This window comes from Streptomyces sp. NPDC026500 (assembly GCF_055567635.1).
On sequence record NZ_JBVHQB010000040.1, the window covers coordinates 1 to 24,040 of the forward strand.

A 24,040-nucleotide genomic window follows, 5' to 3' on the forward strand; every position below is an offset into this window, starting at 1 on the left:
ACACCGTCGTCAAGGACACCGGCCGTATGCACCACCGCCGTCAGCGGCCACTCCACGGGCACGGCGGCCAGGACGGCGGCCAGCGCATCACGGTCGGCCACGTCGCACGCGACCAGCTCGACCTCCGCACCCAACTCACCCAGCTCGGCGAGCAGTTCCGCAGCACCGGCGGCATCGGCGCCACGACGGCTGAGCAGCAACAGCCTGCGGGCACCATGCTCAACAACCAGGTGACGGGCGAAAAGCCGGCCGAGCATGCCCGTCGCACCCGTCACCAGCACCGTCCCGGAGGTCTCACCCAACAGCGCCGGCACCTCGTCCCCACGCCCACCCGCCAGGACACGGGCCAGCCTCGGAACACTCACCACCCCCTGCCGCACAGCGAGTTCGGGCTCACCGACAGCCAGGGCGGCAGGAAACACCGACAGCGACTCGGCCCGACCATCCAGGTCGACCATCACCAACTGACCCGGATTCTCGGACTGCGCCGAACGCAACAAACCACGCACCGCACCACCGACGGGGTCGGACGTCACGGCGTCGCTGGTGAGCCACACCAGCCTTACCCCGGTGAGGAGTTCGTCGGCAAACCACGCCTGGAGAGTGCCCAGCGCGACAGTCGCCGCCGCATGCACAGCAGCCGGCACGTCGGAGTCGTCCGACACCACCGGGGAGACGAACACGGCATCCGGCAGCGGCTCGCCCGCCCCCACCGCGGCGGAGAGCGCGGCGACATCCGGGTACTCGGTCACCCGAGCCCTGCAGGCCGCCAGCCCGTACACATCCCGACCCAGAACGGCCCAAAGCTGCCCCTCAGCACCCGCCGCACTCGCCGCACCCGCGGCAACCTCGGCAACCGGCACCCACTCCACCCGGAACAACGAATCCAGATGACCACCGTCAGCCGCCCGGACCTGCTCGGCCGAGGCCGCGCGCAGAGTGAGTGCGTCGACCGTGGCGACCGGGTGACCGGTCTCGTCCGCCACCAGCAGTGCGAAGGTGTGCGGGTCTCCGAGGGCGTGCGGAGTGAGCCGCATCCGCAGCCCGGTGGCACCCGCCGCGTGCAGCGTGACGCCCGACCAGGCGAACGGAAGCAGAGCACCGGCGGAGGTGTCCTCGGACTCGCCGTACCCGATGGCGTGCAGACCGGCGTCCAGCAGTGCGGGATGCACCCCGAACCGAGATGCCTCACGCCGCCCGGCCTCAGGCAGCAGCACCTCGGTGAACAGCTCGCCGCCACGCCGCCACGCGGCCGTCAAGCCCTGGAACAACGGACCGTACGCAAGCCCCTCGGCGACCAGGTCGGCGTACAGATCGCGCACGTCCACCGGTACGGCACCGGCCGGGGGCCACTCCGTCAGTTCCGGGACCTCGGTACGGGCCCCACCGGCGAGCAGCGCACCGGAGGCGTGCCGGGTCCACGGCTCCTCCGCGAGCGCGTCCTGCCGACGCGAGTGCACACTGAACGGACGCCGACCCGCGCCGTCCGGAGCCTCCACGACAAGCTGGAGCTGCACGCCACCACGCTCGGGCAGCACCAGCGGAGCCTCCAGCATCAACTCCTCGACCGTGTCGCACCCCACCTGGTCACCCGCCCGCACCGCCAGGTCCACGAACGCCGTTCCCGGCAACAAAACGCTGCCGTGGATTACGTGGTCGCCGATCCAGTGGTGCGAGTCCAGGGCCAGCCGGCCGGTCAGGAGCACACCCTCGGAGTCGGCGAGCGCGACGGCCGCTCCGAGCAGCGGGTGTCCGGCCGCGCCGAGCCCGATCGCCGCCGGGTCCCCGGCCGCGAGCCCGGCCCCGCTGGGCCAGTAACGCGTGCGCTGGAAGGCGTACGTCGGGAGGTCGACCCGGCGCGCGCCCGTACCGGCGAAGTACGCGGCCCAGTCGACGAGCACGCCGTGGGCGTGGGCCCGAGCGAGGGCGGTGGTGAGGGCGTCCGCCTCCTCGCGCCCGGCGCGGAGGACGGGAACGAAGACGGCGTCGGCGTTCTCGACGCAGTCCTGGGCCATGGCGGAGAGAACCCCGTCCGGACCCAACTCGACGAACATGGTGACGCCCGCGGCTTCCAGAGCGCGGACACCGTCGGCGAAGCGGACCGCCTCACGAACATGACGCACCCAGAACTCCGGCCGCGTCAACTGCTCCGAAGCGAGAGCACCGCTCACATTCGAGATCACCGATATCTTCGGCAGCTCGTACGTCAGGGACTCCGCCACGGCGCGGAATTCGTCGAGCATGCCGTCCATGTGCGGCGAATGGAACGCGTGACTGACGGTCAGCCGCTTCGACTTGCGGTCGCCGAACGATCCGGCGATCCGCTCGGCCTCGTCCGCATCACCCGCGATGACCACCGACCGCGGCCCGTTGATCGCCGCAATACTCACCCGCTCCGACAGCAGCGGAGCGACCTCGTCCTCGGTGGCCTGCAGCGCGATCATCACGCCGCCTTCGGGCAGCGCCTGCATCAGCCGACCCCGGGCCGACACCAGCTTGCAGGCGTCCTCCAGCGAGAACACCCCCGCCACATGCGCGGCAGCGATCTCACCGATCGAATGCCCGGACACGAAGTCCGGCCGCACACCCCACGACTCGAACAGCCGGAAGACGGCGACCTCCACCGCGAACAGGGCAGGCTGCGCGAACTCCGTACGGTTCAACAGCTCCGCATCGTCCCCGAACAGCACGTCCTTCAGCGGGAGTTCCAGCTCGGTGTCCAGGTGGGCGCACACCGCGTCGAAGGCATCGGCGAACACCGGGTACCCGGCGTACAACTCACGCCCCATCCCCAGCCGCTGACTGCCCTGCCCCGTGAACAGGAAGGCGAGACCACCCTCACCGACCGTGTCCTGGACCAGGCCGGGAGCCTGCTCCCCGGCGGCAAGCGCGCGCAGCCCCGCCACGAGCCCGTCGAGGTCCGAGGAGCCGGCCACCAGTACGGCCCGCGCCTCCAGCTCCGCGCGCCCGGCCGTCAGGGAGTAAGCGACATCGCCTGGGCGCGCGGCCGGGTCCTGCGCCAACCGGTCCGCCAGGCGACCGGCCTGGGCGCGCAGCCCTGCCGGGGTACGGGCGGCCAGCACGAACGGCAGCACCGGCGGGAGCCCGTTCACGGCAGAGTTGCCCGCCTCGGTCTCAGTCTCGGTAGCGATCTCTGTCCCGACCCCGGCATCGATCTCCGTCCCGGTCCCGATCCCGGCATCGATCTCCGTCCCGGTCCCGGCCTGCTCACCGGACTTGACGAAGAGCGCCCCCGCATCCGCGGTCGGCGCCTGCTCCAGGATCGTGTGCGCGTTCGTGCCGCTCAGGCCGAAGGAGGAGACGCCGGCGCGGCGCGGACGCCCAGTCTCCGGCCAGGCCACAGCCTCGGTCAGCAGGGAGATGTCCCCGGCCGACCAGTCGACGTGCGGGGTGGGCTCGTCCACGTGCAGGGTGCGCGGCAGCATGCCGTGGCGCATGGCCAGCACCATCTTGATGACGCCCGCGACGCCGGCGGCGGCCTGGGTGTGGCCGATGTTCGACTTGACGGAGCCCAGGTGCAGCGGGTGGCCCTCGGACCGGTCCTGGCCGTATGTCGCCAGCAGGGCCTGGGCCTCGATCGGGTCGCCCAGTCGCGTCCCCGTGCCGTGCGCCTCGACGGCGTCGACGTCCGTCGCCGAGAGACCGGCGCTCGCCAGCGCCTGGCGGATGACGCGCTGTTGGGAGGGGCCGTTGGGGGCGGTCAGTCCGTTGGAGGCGCCGTCCTGGTTGATGGCGGAGCCGCGCACGAGGGCGAGAACCTGGTGGCCCTTGGCCCGGGCGTCGGAGAGGCGCTCGACGAGCAGCATGCCGACGCCCTCGCCCCAGCCGGTGCCGTCGGCGGCCGCCGCGAAGGCCTTGATGCGGCCGTCCTCGGCGAGGCCGCGCTGGCGGCTGAAGTCCACGAAGGCGTCCGGCGTGGACATCACGGTGACGCCGCCGGCGAGCGCCATGTCGCACTCGCCGTTGCGCAGCGCCTGCACGGCGAGGTGCAGCGCAACCAGGGCGGAGGAGCATGCGGTGTCGACGGTGACGGCCGGCCCCTCCAGACCGAAGACGTACGAGAGCCGCCCGGAGACGACGCTGGCGGCGTTGCCGGTGCCGATGTGGCCCTCCAGGCCCTCGGCCTCACGGGCGACGAGCGACAGGTAGTCCTGACCGTTGGTGCCGACGAAGACACCGGCCCGGCTGCCGCGCAACGAGGTCGGGTCGATGCCGGCACGCTCGAAGACCTCCCAGGAGGTCTCCAGCAGCAGCCGCTGCTGCGGATCCATCGCCAGGGCTTCGCGCGGGGAGATGCCGAAGAGGTCGGCGTCGAACTCGGGTGCGTCGTAGAGGAATCCGCCCCGGCGGGTGTACGAGCCGCCCGGCCGGTCGGGGCCGGCGTCGAGGAGTCCGGCCAAGTCCCAACCGCGGTCGGTCGGGAAGTCGGCGACGGCGTCGGTGCCGTCGCCGAGCAGTCCCCACAGTTCCTCTGGGGTGGTGACGCCGCCGGGGAAACGGCAGCCCATCGCGACGATGGCGACCGGGTCGTCGTCGACCGCCGTCGTGACGGTCGCCGCGGTCTCCGACTCCTGCGGGGTAGCGCCGAGTTCGTCGAGCAGGTACGCGGTCAGGGCGGCCGAGGTCGGGTAGTCGTAGACGAGGGTGGCGGGCAGGCGCACGCCGGTCGCGGCACCGAGCCGGTTGCGCAGCTCGACGGCGGTGAGGGAGTCGAAGCCGAGCTCCTTGAAGGCGCGTTCGGCCGAGACGGCCTCCGTGCCGCCGTGTCCGAGCACCGCGGCCACATGCGTACGGACCAGAGCCAGCAGTGCCTTCTCCTGCTCGGCCCGGGTCAGTCCGGCGAGCGGGCCCAGGGTGGCGGCGACGTCGGCGCCGGTGACCACCGAGCCGCGGTCGGAGGCGGCGGGGGTGTCCTGCGTGTTCGCGACGAGGTCACTGATCAGCCGGTTGGCCCGGATCCCCGCCAGGACGGCCGTGAGCCGCTCCCAGTCGATGTCCGCGACGGTGACCGCGACGTCGGCGGTGCCCACGGCGTGTGCCAGGGCGGCCAGGGCGGTGGCGGGTGCCATCGGGGGCATGCCCTCGCGCCGCATCCGGGCCTCCAGGGCGCCGTCGGCGGCCATGCCGCCGTCGGCCCACGGGCCCCAGGCCAGCGAGGTCGCAGCCAGGCCGTCCGCGCGGCGCTGCTCGGCCAACGCGTCCAAGTAGGCATTGGCGGCAGCATAGTTGGCCTGACCCGCCGCACCGAGCGAGCCGCTCACGGACGAGAACAACACGAACGCATCGAGCCCGATGCCGAGTTCGCCCGTCAGCTCGTGCAGATTGCGGGCCGAGTCCGCCTTGGCCCGCAGCACCGACGCGAAACGCTCGGCGGTCAGGGAGTCCAGCACACCGTCGTCCAGGACACCGGCCGTATGCACGACGGCCGTCAAACCCTCCACCTCGGCCGCCAGCAGCTCCCGCAGCGCGTCCCGGTCCGCGGCATCACACGCCACCACGGACACATCCACACCCAAACCGGCCAGCTCAGCGGCGAGTTCGGCAGCACCCGGAGCGTCCATGCCCCGACGACTGGTCAGCACCAGCCGCTGGGCACCCGCACCCGCCAGCCAACGAGCCACCCGGCCACCCAGCGCACCCGTACCACCGGTGACCAACACCGTCCCGGACGGAGCCCACGCCACCGCACCCTCACCCTGCGGGGCCCGGACCAGACGACGCCCGAAGACACCCGAGCCGCGCACCGCGACCTGATCCTCGTCGAGTCCGGACTCCTTGCCGGCCAGCACGCCGACGAACCGCGCAACGGCCCGCCCGTCCAGCTCCGCCGGAATGTCGATCAGACCACCCCAACGGTCCGGGTCCTCCAGGGCCACGACCCGCCCCAGCCCCCACACCTCGGCGGCAACCGGGTCGACCAGCCGCTCGGACCGGCCCACCGAAACCGCGCCCCGCGTCACCGCCCACAACGCGGCCGCCACGCCGACATCACCCACCGCCTGCACCAGGGCCGCGGTGTCCACCACACCCAACAACGAGACGACGCCGGCCAATTCACCGGCATCCGCGAGCAGTCCGGCGATCGCAGCACGGTCCACGGCACGGTCCACGCCCAACGGGACGACGACGGTACGCACCTGTGCGCCCGCCCCCGACAACGCGGCCACCACGTCCGCGTCACCCGCACCCTCTGCGGCCGACACCACCAACCACGTCCCACTCAGGCCGCCGACAGCACCGGAGGGGACGCCCGTCAGAGGTTTCCAAGTGATGCGATAGCGCCAGGAGTCGACGGCCGACTGGAGTTTGCGGCGGCGGCGCCAGGCCGAGAGGGCGGGGACGAGTTCGCCGAGGGACTGCTCGTCGGACGGGTTCAGGGCGAGGGCGGCGGTGAGACCGGCGACGTCCTCGTTCTCGACGGCGTCCCAGAAGTCGTGGTCGGCCGGGTCGGCGCCGGCGCCGGCGGCGGCGAGGGTCCGGGCCACCGGACCGGTCGCGTCCATCCAGTAGCGCTGCCGCTGGAAGGCGTACGTGGGCAGGTCGACGCGGCGGGCGCCGGTGCCGTCGAAGAGGGCGGACCAGTCCGTCTCGGCGCCCCGGACGTGGGCGCGGGCGACGGCGGTCAGCAGGCCCTCGGCCTCGGGGCGGCCTGCGCGCAGGGCGGGTGCGAAGGCGCTGCCCTCGGGGTCGACGCATTCCTGGGCGAGGGCGGTGAGGACCGGGTCGGGGCCGAGCTCGAGGAAGGTGCGGGCACCGCCCTCGTGGAGGGCGCGCACACCATCGAGGAAGCGGACGGCCTCGCGGACGTGGCGGACCCAGTGTTCGGGGTCGGTCAGCTCGGCGCCGGCGACGGCGCCGGTGAGGAGGGAGACGACGGGCAGGGTGGGGCGCGCGTAGTCGACGACCTGGGCGATCCGCCGGAACTCGGCGAGCATGCCGTCCATGTGCGGCGAGTGGAAGGCGTGACTGACTGTGAGCCGCTTGGACTTGCGATCGGGGAACGACCCCGCGAGTATCTCGGCCTCGTCCGCGTCACCCGCGACGACGACCGACTGCGGCCCGTTGACGGCCGCGATCCCGATGCCCTCGGTCAGCAGCGGAGCGACCTCGTCCTCCGTCGCCTGGAGCGCGATCATCACCCCGCCCTCGGGCAGTGCCTGCATCAGCCGGCCGCGCGCCGCGACGAGCGTGCAGGCGTCCTCCAGCGAGAACACCCCGGCCACGTGCGCCGCCGCGATCTCACCGATCGAGTGGCCGGCCACGACGTCGGGGCGCACGCCCCACGACTCCAGCAGGCGGAACAGTGCCACCTCGACGGCGAACAGCGCGGGCTGGGTGTACGCGGTGCGGTCGAGCAGGGCGGCCTCGGGGGTACCGGCCTCGGCGAACAGTACGTCCAGCAGGGGCACGTCGAGTTGCTCGTCCAGGTGCCAGCAGGCGTCGTCCAGGGCGTCGGCGAACACCGCGTAGGTGTCGTACAACTCCCTTCCCATTCCCAGACGTTGGCTGCCCTGGCCGGTGAAGAGGAAGGCGAGTCGGCCGGTGGCGGGCAGGTCCTGGACGAGGCCGGGGGCCTCGGCGCCGGCGGCGAGGGCGTGCAGTCCGGCGAGCAGTCGCTCGCGGTCCGCACCGAGGACGACGGCGCGTCGCTCGAAGCGGCCCCGGGTGGTGACGAGGGAGTGGCCGATGTCGGCGGCGTCCGCCTCCGGGTCGGCGGCGAGGCGGGCGGCGAGGGTGCGGGCCTGGCCGCGCAGCGCTTCGGGGGTCTTGGCGGACAGCACCCAGGCCTGCGGTCCTGCCTGCTTCCCGTCGATGGTTTCGGCGTCGGGACCGCTCGGCTCGTCGGCGCGGACCCCGGTACGGTCCTCGGCGGCCGGCTCCTCGATGACGGCGTGCGCGTTGGTGCCGCTCATGCCGAAGGAGGAGACGGCGGCGCGGCGCGGGCGGCCGGTCTCCGGCCAGGGCACGTCCTCGGTGAGCAGGCTGACGGCGCCGGCGCTCCAGTCGACGTGCGAGGTGGGCGCGTCGACGTGCAGGGTGCGGGGCAGTACGCCGTGGCGCATCGCCATGACCATCTTGATGATGCCCGCGACACCGGCGGCCGACTGGGCGTGGCCGATGTTCGACTTCAGGGAGCCGAGGTAGAGGGGCAGTTCGTCGGTGTGCTCGCGGCCGTACGTGGCGAGCAGGGCCTGGGCCTCGATCGGGTCGCCGAGCCTGGTGCCGGTGCCGTGGGCCTCGACGACGTCCACGTCGGCGGCCGCGAGGCCGGCGTTGGCGAGGGCCTGTCGGATGACGCGCTGCTGGGCGGCGCCGCTGGGGGCGGTCAGGCCGTTGGAGGCGCCGTCCTGGTTCAGCGCGGTGCCGCGCACGACGGCGAGGACCTGGTGGCCGTTGCGGCGGGCGTCGGAGAGGCGCTCGACGAGCAGCATGCCGACACCCTCGCCCCAGCCCGTGCCGTCGGCGGCGTCGGCGAACGGCTTGCAGCGCCCGTCGGGTGCGAGGCCGCGCTGCCGGCTGAAGGAGACGAAGGAGCCGGGGCTCGCCATGACCGCGACGCCGCCCGCGAGGGCGAGGGAGCACTCTCCGGTGCGCAGCGCCTGCGCGGCGAGGTGGAGGGCGGCCAGCGAGGAGGAGCAGGCGGTGTCGACGGTGACGGTGGGGCCCTCGAAGCCGAAGGTGTAGGCGATGCGGCCGGAGGCGACGCTGGCGGCGTTGCCGGTGACGAGGTAGCCCTCGAATCCGTCGGTGGCGTCGAGGAGTCGAGGGCCGTACTCCTGGGTCTCGGCGCCGACGAAAACGCCGACCTGGCCGCCGCGCAGTGTGGCGGGGTCGACGCCGACGCGTTCGAAGGCCTCCCAGGACGTCTCCAGCAGAAGCCGCTGCTGGGGGTCCATGGCGAGGGCCTCGCGCGGGTTGATGCCGAAGAAGTCGGCGTCGAACTCATCGGCGTCGTGCAGGAAGCCGCCCTCGCGGGCGTAGCTGGTGCCGGGGTTGTCCGGGTCGGGGTCGTAGAGCGCGTCGAGGTCCCAGCCGCGGCCGGTGGGGAAGGGGGTGATGGCGTCGGTGCCGGCGGCGACGAGGTCCCACAGCGCCTCGGGCGAGTGGACGCCGCCGGGGAAGCGGCAGCCGATGCCGACGATGGCGATGGGTTCGTCGCTGCTCGTCGCGGCGGCCACGGGCGCGATGTCCTCGGTGAGGCCCAGGAGTCGGGCGCGCAGGTGGCGGGCGAGGTGGGCGGGGGTGGGGTGGTCGAAGGCGAGGGTGACCGGCAGGCGCAGACCGGTGCCGACGACGAGCCGGGAGTGCAGGTCGACGGCGGCCAGGGAGTCGAACCCGAGGTCCATGAAGGGCCGCTCGGGGTCGAGTGCGTCGGGGGCCTGGTCCTTGAGGGCGGCGGAGGCCATGGCGGCGACCCACTCCAGCAGCAGGGCGTGCTGCTCGTCGGGGGTCAGGCCGGCCAGGCGCTGCGCCCAGGGGGTGTCCTCGGGGCTTTCCGCCGGCGTCGCGCCGGTTTCGGAGGTGCCGTTGATTTCGAGCGTGAAATCTTGGGACTCATTCCACATGACGCGCTCCATTACCCCCGAATAAAAAATGCAAGACCGGGGTCACTCTGGCATGTGGAAGAAGGTCGAGAAACCCCTAACAAGCCCCTATCGACCCCTATTGCGGGCCGCTGAGCAGCGCCTTGACTCGGAATGCGCGACTGCATCAGGATGCGCCGATAAGGCTGGTAATTGCAAGGCGGATGGTAATCCAATTCCATCGCCGAATCGCCAGACCGGCACATACTTCGTCCATGCGGGAGGAGCCCGTTTTCATGCGCGTGCTGTTCGTCACGTATCCGGCCCTTGGCCATGTGTTTCCGACTGTTCCGCTGGCCTGGGCGCTGCGCTCGGCCGGGCACGAGGTGCTGGTGGCCAGCGCGGGCGACGCGCTGAAGGCCGCCGACGCCGGTCTGCATGTCGCCGACGTCCACCCCGGGTTCGAGCTGGAGAGTTTCCTGCAGTCCACGGTCCCGGACCTGATGGCCCGGCTGCGCGGCCCGGACGGGGTGGACCCGATGGACGGGCTGCGCCTGTTCCAGCACCTCAACGAGTCGCTGGCGGACGGGATCGTCGACGTCGCCGACCGCTTCAGGCCGGACCTGGTGGTCTTCGAGCAGATCTTCGTCGCGGGTCTGATAGCCGCCGAGCGGCTGGGTGTTCCGGCGGTGCAGCACAACTTCGGGTTCGCGCGCGGCACCGAGCTGCGCGAGCTGACCCTGTCGATGCTGGGCGGGACGACGGCCCGGCACGGAGTGGCGAAGGTGGCCGAGCGGGTGCCGGTCATCGACATCGCGCCGCCGACCATGGCGGAGCCGGAGCGGGACGGCTGGTCGATGCGTCCGGTGCCGTACAACAGCGGTGCGGTGCTGCCGGACTGGCTGCTGGACGAGCCGGGGCGGCGCCGGATCGGGGTGACGCTGGGCACCGCTTCGGTGCACGTCAACGGGCTGGGTCCGGTACAGCGGCTGGTGGCCGCCGCCTCCGGGGTGGACGCGGAGTTCGTGCTGGCCCTCGGCGACGTGGACACCACCGCCCTGGGCGAACTCCCGGACAACGTGAGGGTGGTGGGCTGGGTTCCGCTGACGCAGCTGCTTCGGACCTGTGACGCGGCCGTCCACCACGGCGGCGCCGGCACCACACTGGCGGCGCTGAACGCGGGCGTCCCGCAACTGGTGCTGCCCGACGGCGCGGACCGGCAGATCAACGCCGAGGCGGTACGCGACCGGGGCGCGGGTCTGCTGGGCACGGCCGCCGACCTGGAGGTGGAGGTGCTGCGCCGCCTGCTGTCGGACGAGAAGATGGCGACGGTGGCGCGCGAGGTGCGCGAGGAGATCGCCACCATGCCGTCGCCGGTGTCGCTGGTGCCGCGTCTGGAGGAGCTGGCCGGCTGAACGACCGTACGCCGCAGGGGCCGTACCCGATGTTCACGGGTACGGCCCCTGCCTTGTGCGGGGGGAACCGGGGCGAGGTGGAGGGGCGGCCCGGGGGAGGTCGCCGCCCCTCCACCTCTCGGGGGTTCGCCAGTTGGTCCGGTGGGGTCAGCCGCGCGGCCCGTGTTCGATGAACGGGGCGAGCAGCCCGGGCACGGTCTCCTCGGCGAGGGTGAGACCGTCCCGTACGCGGACGTCGCGGACCTTGTAGGAGCCGTGGCCCGCGGCGGCGGTGGCGCCGATGGTGAGCAGTCCGTTGCGCCGCTGGAAGTAGGAGCGGGTGACGTTCCAGCCGATGATGCCGTCGCGCTCCAGGGCGGCGGTGCGGCGGGTGAAGGTGCCGGCGCGGACGACCAGGTAGTGGTCGTGCAGCGCGTGGCCGAGGGACTGATGGGCGTCCCTGGCCAGCAGGTACACCACGGGCAGCCCGACCAGGGCGGTGATCCAGGCGGTGTGCACCAGGACCTGGGTGAGCCACAGGCCCAGGCCCAGCGGGACGGCGACGATCAGTGCGAGCACGATCAGGCCGCGGTTGACACGGCGTCGCAGCGCCACCCGGGGGTGCAGCACGAGCCGGGCCGCCTCGTTGGGCGAGCGCTCCTCGGCGAGGACGTCCGCGGCGACGCGCAGCGCCTCGGCGCGCGGCACCGGCGGGGTGAGGATGCTCCGGCTGCGGTTCTCGTCGCTGTCGCCGAGGCCGCTGGCGATGGCGTTGAGGCGGGCGCCGCCGGCCCAGCGCAGCAGCATCGGCTCGGCGAGCTCCACGCCGCGCAGCCGGCGCTCCTCCATGGTGACGGAGCGGGAGACGAGCAGACCGCGGCGGACCCGCAGGACGCCGTCCTGCTCGCGCTCCAGGCGGAAGTTGGCCCAGGACTCGACGAAGGTGGCGAAGGAGACGGCGATGCCTGCCAGCAGGACGACCACGACGGTGACGAGGATGCCGAACCACAGCGGCACGGTGCCGAAGCGGTGCTCGATGTCCTTCACGACGCCGAGCTCCAGTGGGTCGATCTTCATCTCGTGCAGGATGCGGTAGGCGGTGCCGACGCCGATGAAGACGGTGCCGACGCCCCATACGGTCAGCGGCGCGTAGCGCAGCCAGGCCCAGTCCATCTCGATGAGGGTGCGGTTCTCGTCGGTACCGGTGGCGCCGCCGGTGCCGCGGCGGTCCAGCAGCAGCCGGCGCAGCTCCTCGGCCTGCTGGACGGTGATGCCGTCGAGGGAGAGCCGGCGTGCGGAGGACGAGGTCTGCTCGCCGGTGCCGATGCGCAGCGTGGTGAGGCCGAAGAGCCGGTGCACCGGCTTGGCGTCGCGGTCGACGCTGCGGATGCGGTCGTTGGGGATCGAGCGGCGGCTGCGGAACAACAGTCCGGAGCGCAGCTCCACGCGGTCGGCGGTGATCCGGTAGCGGGTGGTGATCAGGCGCATCGTGCTGATCCCGGTGATCACCAGGAAGGTGGTCAGCAGGGAGCCGAGCGAGATCAGCGCCTGGAGGTTGGCACCGGTCAGGACGAGGGTGGCGACGAAGAGGGCGAGCGGTCCGGCCAGCATGCTGAGGTTGACCAGCAGCAGCCGGGGGCTGAGCCGTCCCCACTCGGCCTCGTCGTCGGCGGCCCGGGACGCGGCCGTGCCGGCCCGCTGCTCGGTGTGGTGGCTCATGTGGCGTCTCCCGGCGTGGCCTGGGTGGTCCGCGTCAGGTGCTCGACGACCTCCTGGGCGGTGCGGTGGTCGATGCCCTTGATCTTCACGGCGCCGGAGGAGGAGGCGGTCGTGACGGTGATGCCGGACAGGCCGAACATCTGCTGGATCGGGCCGCGCAGGGTGTCCACGGTCTGCACCCGGGAGAGGGGGACGACCCGCCAGCGCTGCCACAGCCAGCCGGAGGCGGCGTACACGGCCTCGTCGGTGGTCTCCCAGCGGTGCACCCGGTAGCGCCACAGCGGCATGACCAGCATGTAGGCGAGTCCGGGCACCAGCGAGATCAGGGTCGCCCAGCCGAAGAACTGCCTGGTGGGCGGGATGCTGAGACAGAGGATGCCGAAGGTGAGCGGCAGAGGGAGCGCGAACACCGCCGCCTGGAGCATCCACCAGCCGATCGCGCGGCTTTCCACCCGGTTGCGCGGGGGCCGGAGCCTGACATCTTCCAAGCGTTCCACTGCTGTTCACCCTACTACTGGGACGGGGAGTCGTGATCAGTCGGCATGTGACGTGGCCTCAGCGAGCGGCGGAACTCTCCTGCCGATCGGCGGCGTCGGCCACCGGCGCCGCGCTGTCGCGCAGTCGGCGGCGCTTGCCGACCAGGACCGCGGTGCGGGTGAGGACCATGGCCAGGGCCATGAAGACGAAGGCGTTCGAGTAGACGTCCTGGCCACTCAGCTTGTAGTCGATGCTGAACTTGATGATGCCCTGGGCGAACCAGTGTTCGGAGCCGTAGGCGAACAGCACGCGGGAGGCGGACAGCATCGTCCAGACGATCGCGTAGGCGATGCCGCCCTTGGTGTAGATCTCGCCGTCGGCGCCCGAGTGGGCGGGGAGCAGCGCCGCGGCGACCAGGCCGCAGATGACGCCCGCACCGATGCCGGCGAGCTGGAGCGAGGGGTCGTTGCCGTCCAGGGGCAGGGAGTGGACGAAGAGCGCGATCACGATCGCGACCGCGAGGATCGAGCGCAGCAGCCGCATGTTGGTGATCTTGCGGGTGCCGAGGTCGGTCGCGAGAATGATGGTCAGGATGGTCCCGCTGGCGATCAGGGCGGTCATGAACGGGCTCATGGGGCGGAGCCTCCTCCTTCTGTGCGTGGGTGCTCGTGAGCCTGCGTCGTGCCGCTCGGCGGCAGTCCGTGGCTCTCACCTGCAACGCTAGGGTTCGGGAGGGGGGTGTACGGACAACCGGCCGGTTGAACCGGCTGTCCACCGACCGGTGGACACCGCAGGACGGCGGAGGATGACCTGCGCCGTCGGCCGCACTCGTGCCGTCCCCCACCAGGCTGATAGGACTGATCCGGTGAGCACTGAAAACGTGGCGGCGGCAGAGACCCCGGACCATGCGCCCGAGGCGGGAACCCGGTGGTTCGGCCTGTGGGACGCCTTCTTCGCGGTGTCGTACGCCGTCACCACCGTACTGCTGTTCACCTCCGCCGGTGAGCAGGTCCATCGGGCCGTGGCGATGGCCGCGTTGACCCTCGCGGTCCCCTGGTACGCGGCCATGGGGCGGGACGCGATGCTGCGGCAGGTCGGGGACGACCACGGACGGCGCAGCGTCGTCTTCTCGGTGGGCCTGTTCTTGTTGTTCTCGGTGGCCGTCGTCTTCGACCTGGCGTCGTCCTTCGCGCTGTTCGCCGTGGTGCCGATGCTGATGATGAGCCTGGCGACCTCCCCGGCGATCGCCGTGGTGACGCTGGCGAACCTGATGCCGGTGATCGTGGTGTGGCTGCGCGGGGGCACCCTGAGCCGGGACATCGCGGCCGTGCTGCCGACCTCGCTGCTGGGCATCGCGTTGTCGGTGATGCTGGGGTTGTGGATCACCCGGGTGACCCGGCAGAGCCGGGAGCGCGGGACCCTGATCGACGAACTGCGGCGCAACCGCGAGCGGGTGGCGCGGCTGTCGCGGGAGGCAGGCGTCGCGGCCGAGCGCGAGCGGCTGGCCCGCGAGATCCACGACACTCTCGCCCAGGGTCTGACCAGCATCATCAGCCTCGTCCAAGCGGCCGAGGCGGGCTTCGCCACCGACCCGGAGGTGGCCCGCTCGCACCTGGGTCTGGCCGGGGAGGTGGCCCGCGAATCCCTGGCGGAGGCACGGGAGTTCGTCACCGCGTTGACCCCGCCGGTACTCAAGGAGTCCTCGCTGGTGCAGGCCGCGCGCCGACAGGCCGAGGGGCTCGTCGCACAGACAGGGATGCGCGCCGAGGTGGTCGTGAAGGGCAACGAGCGCGAACTGCCCATGGCGGTCAGCGTGGTGCTGCTGCGCTCGCTGCAGGAGGCGGTGGCCAACATCCGCAAGCACGCCCCCAAGGCCTGTTCCGCAGAGGTGCGACTGCTGTACGGGACGGACACGGTACGGCTGTACGTACGCGACGACGGGCCGGGGTTCGTACCCGGCGAGCGGGCGTCGGGCGAGAAGGGCGGCTTCGGGCTGCCCGGCATGCGCACCCGCGCCCAGGAGATCGGTGGGGACTCCACAGTGGACAGCGCCCCGGGCAGGGGCACGACCGTCGAAGTGAGCGTCCCGGTGCCCATGGAGGACGCCCGGGCAGGCCGGACCGAGGACGTCGAGGAAGCAGGGGAAGCCGATGAGCTCTGACGGGACGATCGGCGTGATGCTGGTCGACGACCATCCGATGGTGCGCGAGGGCCTGAGCTCGATGCTGCGCTCCGCCGAGGGCATCGACGTGGTGGGGCAGGCCGGTTCGGGCGAGGAGGCGGTGGCCATGGTCGCCGTCTCCCCGCCGGACATCGTGCTGCTCGACCTGCAGATGGGCGGCATGGACGGGGTGGAGACCACCGGCCACATTCTGCGCGTCGCCCCCGCCACCAAGGTGGTGATCGTCACGACGTACGAGACGGACACGGATATCCTGCGCGCGGTGGAGGCGGGCGCGGCGGGCTATCTCCTCAAGGGCAGTTCGCGCGAGGACCTGGTGCAGGCGGTGAAGGCGGCGGCGCGCGGCGAGACGGTGCTGACACCGTCGCTGGCGCCCAAGCTGTTCCGCGCCCGGCTGCCGGAGCCGCCCCCGCTGCTGTCGGATCGCGAGCGCGAGGTGCTCCACCTGGTCAGCCAGGGGCTGACGAACGCCGACATCGGCAAGCGGCTGTTCATCAGCGAGGCGACGGTGAAGACGCACCTGCTGCGCTCCTTCAAGAAGCTGGGGGTCTCCGACCGGACGTCGGCGGTGATCACGGCGCTGGAGCGTGGGTTGCTGCCCTGAGGTCCCCGCCCCCACGGGAGAAGGGCCCGGCACCGACCTCCTCGGGTCGCCCCGCCGCCGCGCGGCGGGGCGAAGTGCTGCCAGGCGGACCGCCCGTACGGTCAGGCGACGCCCGGCAGGCACACGTCCGAGAGGCGGTCGGGCAGGTCCCGGCGCCGCTTCACCTTCAACTTGCGGTATATCCGCGTCAGATGCTGCTCGACCGTGGAGATGGTCACGTACAGCTTGGTGGCGATCTCGCGGTTGGTGTGGCCCCGGGCGGCCAGCAGGGCCACGCGCGCCTCGGCCTCGGAGAGGACCTCGACCTCGTTGGGCTGCTCCGCCTCGCCGCTTGCCGGCCCGGCGGGCACCGGGACCTCGCCGTCGCCGTGGCCCGGCATGTACTGCCGGCACAGCGGCTCGGCGCCGCAGGACTTGGCGACGTGCCAGGCCTTGCGCACCAGCATCCGGGCCCGGTTGAAGTCGCCGAGCGCGCGGTATCCACCGCCCAACTCGCCCAGTGCGACCGCGAGATGGAGCCTGCTGCCGCCTTCCTCCAGGGTCTCGACCGCTTCGGTGAGGCGCTTGAGCCGGGCGGAGAGGTCGGTGCCGGTGCGGGCCGCGGCGAGCAGGAGCAGCCCACGGGTGCGGCTGCCCTGGGTGCCGGTCTCGCGGCGCCGCTGCTGCTCGGTGTACTCCTTGGCGTGGGCCGGCTTGCCCAGGGCGAGCCAGGCCTCGGCGGCGTCCAGCCGCCACGGCACCAGTTCGGCCGCGTCCACCTGCCAGGACTGCATCAGCTCGCCGCAGTTGAGGAAGTCGCGCAGGGCGGCGTGGTAGCGGCCGGTGGCGAGGTGGCTGCGGCCCCGGGCACGCAGGTAGTGCAGGCCGAGCAGAGTGTCGAACATGGCCTCGGGAACGGGCTGTTCGAGCAGGCTCCGGGCGTCCTCGTGGTTGCCCATGTGGGTCTCCGCCTCGACGAGGGTCGCCAGCGGCAGGGCAACGCTGACGCCCCAACTCTGCGGGGAGATCAGCGACATGGCGTGCCGAGCCTGGGCGGCGGCGCCCGGCAGGTCGCCCTGGCGCAGCGAGATCTCGGCGCGCACCGCGCTGAGCGCGGCCTGCCAGGTGGGGGCGTTGCGGGCGGAGCACTCCCCCAGCAGCCGCTCGCACCAGGCAAGGGCGAGGTCGGGGCGACCTGCGTAGACCAGGGCGAGCAGCGCGAAGACGAGGGGCTGGAGGGTGCGGTCGCCGAGCGGGTAGCGCTGGAGCACCCGGGTGGCCTCGGCGGCGGTCGCCTCGGCGTGCTGGGTGCCGCGCAGCGCGGTGCGCATGGCGTCGGCGGCCTGGACGTAGGCGTTGTCCGGCATGTCGTACGGGGTCGCGTCGGCGGCGCGGGCGCCCAACATCGTTGTCGGAGCGTCCTGTTCGGTGTCGGTGTCGCCGAGCGGGGGGCTGATCATGGAGAGCCAGTTGCCGGCGGCGGCGAGGGTGCCCGGGTCGTACACCGGGCGACGTCCGGCGGCCACAGCCTCCCGGCCCGAGGTCTGCAGGTGTCGCACGGCCTCGCCGGCGCGTCGCGCCTCGCCCATCCACACCAGGCAGGAGACGGTCTGGACGAGGTCGCGGTCGGTGAGCAATCCGTCGGCCAACTCGCGTGCGAGCCGCCGCAGATGGCTCTCGGCCGCCGCCGGGCTGCTGCGCCAGACGATGCTCACCAGCCGGGAATTCAGGGCCGTGTGGCGAGGGCCGTCGGGGCAGGAGGAGACAGCCAATTCGCCGCACTGGAGGGCCAGTTGGTGCTCGTCGCCGACGAGGGCGTACTCGGCGGCCTCCTGCAGCACGGGGATCGCCCACTCCTCGGCGGTGCGACGGGCGGCGAGCAGGTGGCGGGCCACGTCGAGGGCGGCGGCGCCCTCCTGGTGCAGCAGCCGGGCGGCGCGCTGATGCAGGGCGGACAGGGCGGCGGGCGGCAGGGCTTCGAGCACCGCGTCCCGCGCGGCCGGGTCCCGGAAGGTGGCGCCGCGCACCAGCCCGCACCCGCTCAGGTCCCGCAGCGCCTGCTCGGTGGCCTTCACGTGCAGGTCGGCGACCTGGCTGAGCAGGCGCGCGGATCCGGAGTCGCCGAGGACGGCGACGGCGCGGGCGACGGCCAGGAGTTCGGGGTCGCCTCGGTACAGGCAGTCCATGACGGCCCGCTCGAACGTCTCGGCGGGGGCCAGCCGCTGGAAGGGCTCGCTGGTCTCCCGCGCCCGCAGTCCGTCCTCGATGAGCGCTCCGACCAGCAACGGGTTGCCGCCCGTGGTCTCCTGGCACTCGGCGGCCAGCCGCTGGGCGGCGGCGGGCGAGAAGTGGTCGGCCAGCACCCGCGCGGTGCCCTCGGCGGTGAGCAGCGGCAGTCGCAGGCTGGTGCAGTTGGGCTGACGCTGGAGCTCCGCGTGGAAGGCGAGTTGGGCGGGCCGCAGCCGGACGGCGGCGGTCAGCACGATGAGGACCCCGGCCTGGCGCACCCGGCGGGCGAGGCAGAGCAGGAAGGCGAGGGAGACGTCGTCGCCGTGGTGCACATCGTCGACGGCGATGACCACGGTGCGGTCCCGGGCGATCTGCAGCAGCGCGGTGGACAGGTGCGGCAGTACGGCCATGCCGGCGTCCATGGCGCTGTCGCCGTCGACGGTGCCGGAGAGGACCTGGTCCAGCAGGGAGAGTGCGTAGGCGTGGACGTCGGGCGCGTGAGGGGCGGCGGCGTCGAGGATCCGGCGCAGGATGCCGAACGGCAAATAGCGTTCGGCGCGGGATCCGGCAGCCTCCAGGACCAGCGCGCCGGCGGTGATGGCCTCCTGGGTGAAGCCCTCCAGCAGACTTGTCTTTCCGCCGGCGACCACGCCGCTGATGACGGCGACACGCCCGCGCCCTCTGTCGGCGCTGCCGAGCAATTCCCTCAATGTCTCCAGTTGCTTGTCCCGCTCGACGAGCCTAGCGGCCACTGGCTTTCCTTCCCCCGATACGCATGACTTTCCTGAGGCCTGCGCGACCGGCACGGCGGACGCCTGGTCAGGGCGCCACATCGAGCGGCCGGTGCGCAAAGGGGGCGTGCGGGCAGCGCGCTGCCCGGGTCAACTCGGCGACCCGCCCCGTGCGATCGTCGCCGTTCGGCCAGGGGCCGGGCGACGTGCTGGGCCCCGGCGCCAGTGCGTCTTCCGGCGGGGGCCGGGCCGGGGTGGTCCCCCCGGCCGCTACCGCTATTGTACGTGCTCGAAATTCCGTCCGATTTTCAACGGACGGCGGCGAGTTCCTCGGAGACAATCTTCAGGATCTGTTCCTGATGGTTCGCCAAGAAGAAGTGGCCGCCGGGGAAACGGTGGATATCAAACGCGCCGGACGTGTGTGCCGCCCAGGCTTCCGCTTCCTCCGAACTGGTGCGGGGATCGGCGTCCCCGGTCAGTACGGTGATGGGTGCGCGGACCGAGTCCTCGGCCGATGCGCGATAGCTCTCGATCGCGATGTAGTCGGTGCGGATCGCGGGCAGCACCATGCGGAGGATTTCCTCGTCGCCGAGGATCCTCCCATCGGTTCCACTGAGTTCGCGCATTTCCTCGACAATTCCATCATCGTCGCGCAGGTGCACGGTCTCGTGCCGGTGACTGGCGGGCGAGCGGCGGCCGGAGGCGAAGATCCGCACCGGGCCGACCCCGTGGTCACGCTCCAGCCTGCGGGTCACCTCGAAGGCCAGCACCGCGCCCATGCTGTGCCCGAAGAAGGCCAGCGGCCGGTCGGTCCAAGGACGGATCTGGCTGATCAGCGCGTCGGCATAGGCGCCGATGTCGGTGATGCCGGGCTCCTCCCGGCGGTCCTGACGACCTGGGTACTGCACGCAGAGCACGTCCACGGCGGGCGCCAGGGCCTGGGACATCGGGAAATAGAAAGAGGCCGACCCGCCCGCGTGCGGCAGACAGACCAGCTGGATCGGGCTTTCGTCCGAAGCATGGTAACGGCGAACCCAACGACTGGTGTTTTGCTTTTCAATCAACGGATTGAAACCCCCTGTTCTGGCCCCAGATGCAGCGCGCTCGTTTGCCTCGAACCCTTGTTCCGCCTTCGTACGCGCTGCGGGCAAGGTCATGTCTAGCAGAGCCGACAAAGCCGGGAGTACCCCTACTCACCCCTTTGGCTGGAACCACCTGTTCCACCATTCTGACCAGGTGTTCACCTGGCCTGACCACCCCACAGCCCGCCCGGACACGCGCGCTTCGCCCCGTACACCCCTACGACCACTGCCCGACGACAAAAATCGCGACCGGTTCACCCGGGGTCGCTTTCTTTGCCCATGCTTTAAGGGTGTTGAGGGAACCCACCGCAAAGTGCTTCCCACGGAGGCGAGTTCCTCGCCGGGTGCCCGCGTGCCCGCCGTAGGGGGCGGGGGCACCCGCACAGCCGCCGGGCCGGTGGCGAGGGGGCGGCCGGCGCGGGCCGACCCCCCGGCGTCGGCCGCCCCTCGCCACCGGCGCCGCACGGTTCGGACCGCCGCGTCTCGGCGGGCACCGCACGGCGTCGACCGCCCGCCGGTCACTCGGTGCGCAACGCCGTGGCCGTACGGACCTTGGCCGCCCAGCCCGCCGGGACCATCGCGCCCAGCAGGGCGACGAGCACCCCGGCCAGACCCAGCAGCAGCAGTTGCGAGGTGTCGTACACATCGAGGACCGACGGCGGCAGGCCGGTGCCCGCGGCCTCTCCCATGACCGGCAGCACATAGCCGTGCAGCGCGAACCCGGCCGGGACTCCGATCCCTGCCCGATCAGTGCAAGGTCGGCACCTCCTGACGCAACTGAATTGCATGGAGGGCGAGTTGGCCCCGGATGCGCCGGGTCAGGGTGTTCCACTGCCTGCTGTAGCCCGGGGTCTTCTCCAGCTGGTCCCAGACTGTGTGCAGGGCTGGGCCGAGGCGGGCGCGGGGACGACCCGGCCATAGCGCTCTACCTGTCTCTTGGCTTCGTCCGCGACCCCTCGGGCCCTCGCCCGGACCACTTCGGCCCCGGCGCCCGTCGCCTCCTCATGACACTCGACATGTGACCTCGCACCAGCCGTGTTCAAGGTGTGCCCGCCGGCGTGGGGAGGCGTACCTCCGCCCATACGGTCTTACCGGGGGCGGCGGGGCGTGGGGCGACCCCCCAGTCGTCGGCCAGGGCGTCGACGAGGAGCAGGCCGCGCCCGGACTCCTCCTCCGGGTGCGGCGGCGCCTGGACGGGCACTCTCTCGGCCCGTGTGTCGGTGACCTCGACCCGTAGGACGTCGTCGGTCGTGGCGAGCCGGAGGTGGAAGTCGCGGCCGGGGACATGGCCGTGCCGGACGGCGTTCGCGGTGAGTTCCGCCGTGATCAGGGTGACGGTCTCGTTGGCCGGTGACGTGTAAGGGTGGCCCCACTCGTTCAGCCGGTGCGAGATGAGGCGGCGGGCGAGTCGTGCGCCGCGTGGGGTCGATGTGAACCGCATCGCGAACTCCCGTGCGACCACTGTGCGTTGCGGCATATGCCTGTGTGGGGGAATTTCCGGCTTCATGGGGAGAACGGTCGTGGCCCGTGCGTAGCTTTGAACAGGCATGACGCGCGGACCGGCACCTGTTGTACGTGACGGCCGGGCGGTTGTACGCGGAGTGAGGCGTGACCGGCCTCCCCCGCGGCACGTTGGTCGCGGAAGCGGTTCCATTGGCGGTACGCACGGGAGGTGCCGGGCGTGGAGGAGCAGCGGGCGGAGGGTGAATACGAGTCCGGGGCGGGCATCCTGCACGTGTTCGGGCGGCAGTTGAAGCTGTTCCGGGAGCGGACGGGACTCGACCGGGCGGAACTGGGAGCGCGGACGGGGTACTCGGCGTCGACGATCGCCTCCTTCGAGCAGGGGAGGCGGATTCCACCGCCCAGGTTCATCGACCGCGCCGATGAAGTGCTGGACGCGGGCGGGGTGTTGGGAGCGGGGAAGGAGGAGGTGGCTCGGGCGCAGTATCCGGCGTTCTTCCGGGACGCGGCGCGTCTGGAGGCAGAAGCCGTCGAGCTGCACATCTACGCGAACCAAGCGGTACCAGGTCTCTTGCAGACGGATGAGTACGCGCGGGCTGTATTCACCATGCGGCGCCCGTTGCTGGACGATGAGATCGTCGAACAGCGGGTCGCAGCGCGCCTGGCCCGACAGGAGATCTTCTCTCGGATGCCGCTGCCCACGATCAGCTTCGTGATCGAAGAGTCAGTTCTACGACGTCCACTGGGCGGTTGGCCTGTAATGCGCGGCCAGTTGGAGCAGATGCTGCTCCACAGCCATCGGCGTAACGTCAAGGTTCAGGTGATGCCCACGGAGCGCGAGGACCATGCGGGACTTGCCGGCCCGTTCACCTTGATCGAGACCCTGGACGGGCGGAGGATCGCCTACGTAGAGGTGCACAAGGACAGCCGCCTCTACACGGAGCGGAAGTCGGTCCGAGAACTCGAAGAGCAGTACGGGATTCTCCGCGCCGAGGCACTCACTCCGCGCGAATCGCTGGCCTTCGTTGAGAAGTTGCTAGGGGAGAGATGAGCGTCGTAGACCCGGTTGGGATCGTGCCCGAGTCGGCCTGGAGCAAGAGCAGCTACAGCAGCGGCGAAGGCGGCGAATGCGTCGAAGTAGCCCCCTGGATGGGCATCACACTCGTACGCGACTCGAAGAACACGGCCGGCCCCATAGTGAGCCTCGGCCACGACGCCTGGACCGAGTTCATCGGCTTCGCGGCCGGGCACACCGGCTGAGCCGAGGCACGCCCTTCTCGCGCCCCGCGACCGTCCACGATCGGTTCCGGGGCGCGAGGGCCTTCCATTGACCTCGCTAGGCCAGGTGTCCGACCTGCGGAGTCGGTAGGACTTCGCCCGTCAATGAGATGCGACCACGCGAAGCTCCAGCTCGTGTCTCGCCTCACTCCGCAGGGTCGCCTCCAGGTGGTGCAACTCGGTGACAAGCCGGTCGTCGTGGCCGAGCACGCGGCCGGCCAGGCCGATCAACGAGTCGTCCTCGTCAGGGGAGGACCCGTCGAACAGAAGGCTGCACAGGGCGTCACTGCTCTCTTCTGGATCCGGCGCTGTACGCAGACCGACCCAGCCACGGTCCAGCCAATGACTCAGGAGGGCCGTGAATGTCTCGATGCAGTGCCGCTTCTTGTCGGAGCCCTCGTCGGAACCCAATTGCGCAACCAGCTCGGCGTACAGCTCCGGCATACCGAGTCCCAGCACGCGTGTGCCCGCATACGCCCAGTAGTCCGATCCGGTCCCGCCGCCGTATGCCTGCCAGCGCGGGTTCCACAACAGCCGGGTGAATTCGGCGCGCGCGGCATCACCATGCAGGGCGATGCCCAGGATCAGTCCGCCGTTGCAGTCCGTGGACGCGCCACCCTCGCCCCACTCGACGAGCTTTCCCAGCCAAGTCGGGTCACCCGTCTTCGTGGCGAGGATCGGCAAGAACTCAGGGAACACGTTGGAGCCGACGTGCCGCCCGAGTGCCTCCGCGATCTCGGTCCGCAGCCCCTGACACGACAGGTGCAGCAACCCCAGGCACGCGTCCATCACCTCGTGGTGATCGCGGCGAGGACCGTCAACGTGCTCCCACAGCATCCGCTCGGCCGACTCGCATCCCAGGTAACCGACAGCGTGCAGCACACCGGTCGGCACACCGTCGCGCAACCTGCCCGCCTCGACGGTCGCTTCCAGCAGGCGTTCAGCCACACCGATGTCTCCGTGCCGGGCGAATATCGGAACCAGTGCCTCGCGCGCTCCGGGATCGTCGAGGAACACCGGGAGAAGCGCCTCCACGTCGGATCGGGACCCGTACCGCAGCACCACGTCCACGACCATCGACTCCCACCGCCAGGTCACCGCCTTCGGATCACTGACGTACCTGTCGAGCAACTCCCGCGTCGCCCACGAAATCGCCACCCCGACTACCACCTCTGCCTGGACAACGCCGTTCATCATGTCCGAGGACCCGGCTCAGGGCCACGGAGTTCCGACGTACCTCCCCGGTCGCTCGCCGCCGGACGCAGGCGTTTGCGGTCACGACTGCGGCCGGCAGGCGCGCGACAGCATGCCGGGCCAGGTGCCGAAACCAGCCCGCCCACCGATTGAAACCGTTCAATC

The 24,040-nt window shown here is 71.5% G+C and carries 13 protein-coding genes and 1 pseudogene; 5 read left to right on the forward strand and 9 right to left on the reverse strand.

Annotated features, from left to right (window positions below):
- Positions 1-9,599: type I polyketide synthase (locus tag ACZ4N5_RS40440; protein ID WP_467761967.1), on the reverse strand; the 9,599-nt coding region annotated here is incomplete at its 3' end.
- 242 nt (positions 9,600-9,841) lie between these two features.
- Between ACZ4N5_RS40440 and ACZ4N5_RS40445 the strand changes: the two genes are divergently transcribed.
- A complete protein-coding gene (locus ACZ4N5_RS40445; RefSeq protein ID WP_467761968.1) occupies positions 9,842-10,960 on the forward strand; it encodes a nucleotide disphospho-sugar-binding domain-containing protein in 1,119 nt (372 codons plus the stop codon).
- A 147-nt stretch (positions 10,961-11,107) separates the two neighbouring features.
- On the opposite strand, the gene ACZ4N5_RS40450 is transcribed toward ACZ4N5_RS40445, so the two are convergent.
- Genes ACZ4N5_RS40450 through ACZ4N5_RS40460 form a run of 3 tightly spaced genes read right to left on the reverse strand, consistent with a single transcriptional unit; the run spans position 11,108 to position 13,768 of the window.
- On the reverse strand, positions 11,108-12,658 hold the full coding sequence (locus tag ACZ4N5_RS40450) for a PH domain-containing protein (protein WP_467761969.1): 1,551 nt from the start codon (positions 12,656-12,658) through the stop codon (positions 11,108-11,110).
- Entirely contained in the window at positions 12,655-13,155 is a 501-nt protein-coding gene (locus ACZ4N5_RS40455) for a PH domain-containing protein (protein ID WP_467761970.1), read from the reverse strand. The genes ACZ4N5_RS40450 and ACZ4N5_RS40455 overlap by 4 nt, the downstream gene beginning before the upstream one ends.
- 58 nt (positions 13,156-13,213) lie before the next feature.
- Complete coding sequence (locus ACZ4N5_RS40460; RefSeq protein ID WP_467761971.1) at positions 13,214-13,768, reverse strand: hypothetical protein; 555 nt, start codon at positions 13,766-13,768, stop codon at positions 13,214-13,216.
- A 232-nt stretch (positions 13,769-14,000) separates the two neighbouring features.
- Here ACZ4N5_RS40460 and ACZ4N5_RS40465 point away from each other — a divergent pair, with 232 nt between their 5' ends.
- Together ACZ4N5_RS40465 and ACZ4N5_RS40470 are read left to right on the forward strand one after the other, a co-directional pair.
- On the forward strand, positions 14,001-15,296 hold the full coding sequence (locus ACZ4N5_RS40465; RefSeq protein ID WP_467761972.1) for a sensor histidine kinase: 1,296 nt from the start codon (positions 14,001-14,003) through the stop codon (positions 15,294-15,296).
- Entirely contained in the window at positions 15,286-15,921 is a 636-nt protein-coding gene (locus ACZ4N5_RS40470; RefSeq protein ID WP_467761973.1) for a response regulator, read from the forward strand. The genes ACZ4N5_RS40465 and ACZ4N5_RS40470 overlap by 11 nt, the downstream gene beginning before the upstream one ends.
- A 101-nt stretch (positions 15,922-16,022) precedes the next feature.
- On the opposite strand, the gene ACZ4N5_RS40475 is transcribed toward ACZ4N5_RS40470, so the two are convergent.
- The 4 genes and pseudogenes from ACZ4N5_RS40475 to ACZ4N5_RS40490 form a co-directional block, all read right to left on the reverse strand.
- Complete coding sequence (locus tag ACZ4N5_RS40475; protein ID WP_467761974.1) at positions 16,023-18,881, reverse strand: helix-turn-helix transcriptional regulator; 2,859 nt, start codon at positions 18,879-18,881, stop codon at positions 16,023-16,025.
- Between the two features lie 287 nt (positions 18,882-19,168).
- Entirely contained in the window at positions 19,169-19,924 is a 756-nt protein-coding gene (locus ACZ4N5_RS40480; protein WP_467761998.1) for a thioesterase II family protein, read from the reverse strand.
- Positions 19,925-20,460: 536 nt separating this feature from the next.
- Positions 20,461-20,679, reverse strand: a pseudogene (locus ACZ4N5_RS40485) (ABC transporter permease); the annotation flags it as partial.
- A 302-nt stretch (positions 20,680-20,981) separates the two neighbouring features.
- Positions 20,982-21,383 carry an ATP-binding protein gene (locus ACZ4N5_RS40490; RefSeq protein WP_467761975.1) on the reverse strand — a complete coding sequence of 134 codons (402 nt, stop codon included), beginning with the start codon at positions 21,381-21,383 and terminating at the stop codon, positions 20,982-20,984.
- A 240-nt stretch (positions 21,384-21,623) separates the two neighbouring features.
- On the opposite strand from ACZ4N5_RS40490, the gene ACZ4N5_RS40495 reads away from it, so the two are divergent.
- On the forward strand, positions 21,624-22,454 hold the full coding sequence (locus ACZ4N5_RS40495; RefSeq protein ID WP_467761976.1) for a helix-turn-helix domain-containing protein: 831 nt from the start codon (positions 21,624-21,626) through the stop codon (positions 22,452-22,454).
- Positions 22,451-22,663, forward strand: coding sequence for a DUF397 domain-containing protein (locus tag ACZ4N5_RS40500; protein WP_467761977.1), 213 nt, complete (start codon positions 22,451-22,453; stop codon positions 22,661-22,663). The genes ACZ4N5_RS40495 and ACZ4N5_RS40500 overlap by 4 nt, the downstream gene beginning before the upstream one ends.
- A 120-nt stretch (positions 22,664-22,783) precedes the next feature.
- On the opposite strand, the gene ACZ4N5_RS40505 is transcribed toward ACZ4N5_RS40500, so the two are convergent.
- Positions 22,784-23,752 (reverse strand): hypothetical protein, encoded by a 969-nt coding sequence (locus ACZ4N5_RS40505; protein ID WP_467761978.1) that lies wholly within the window; start codon positions 23,750-23,752, stop codon positions 22,784-22,786.
- Positions 23,753-24,040 lie beyond the last annotated feature (288 nt).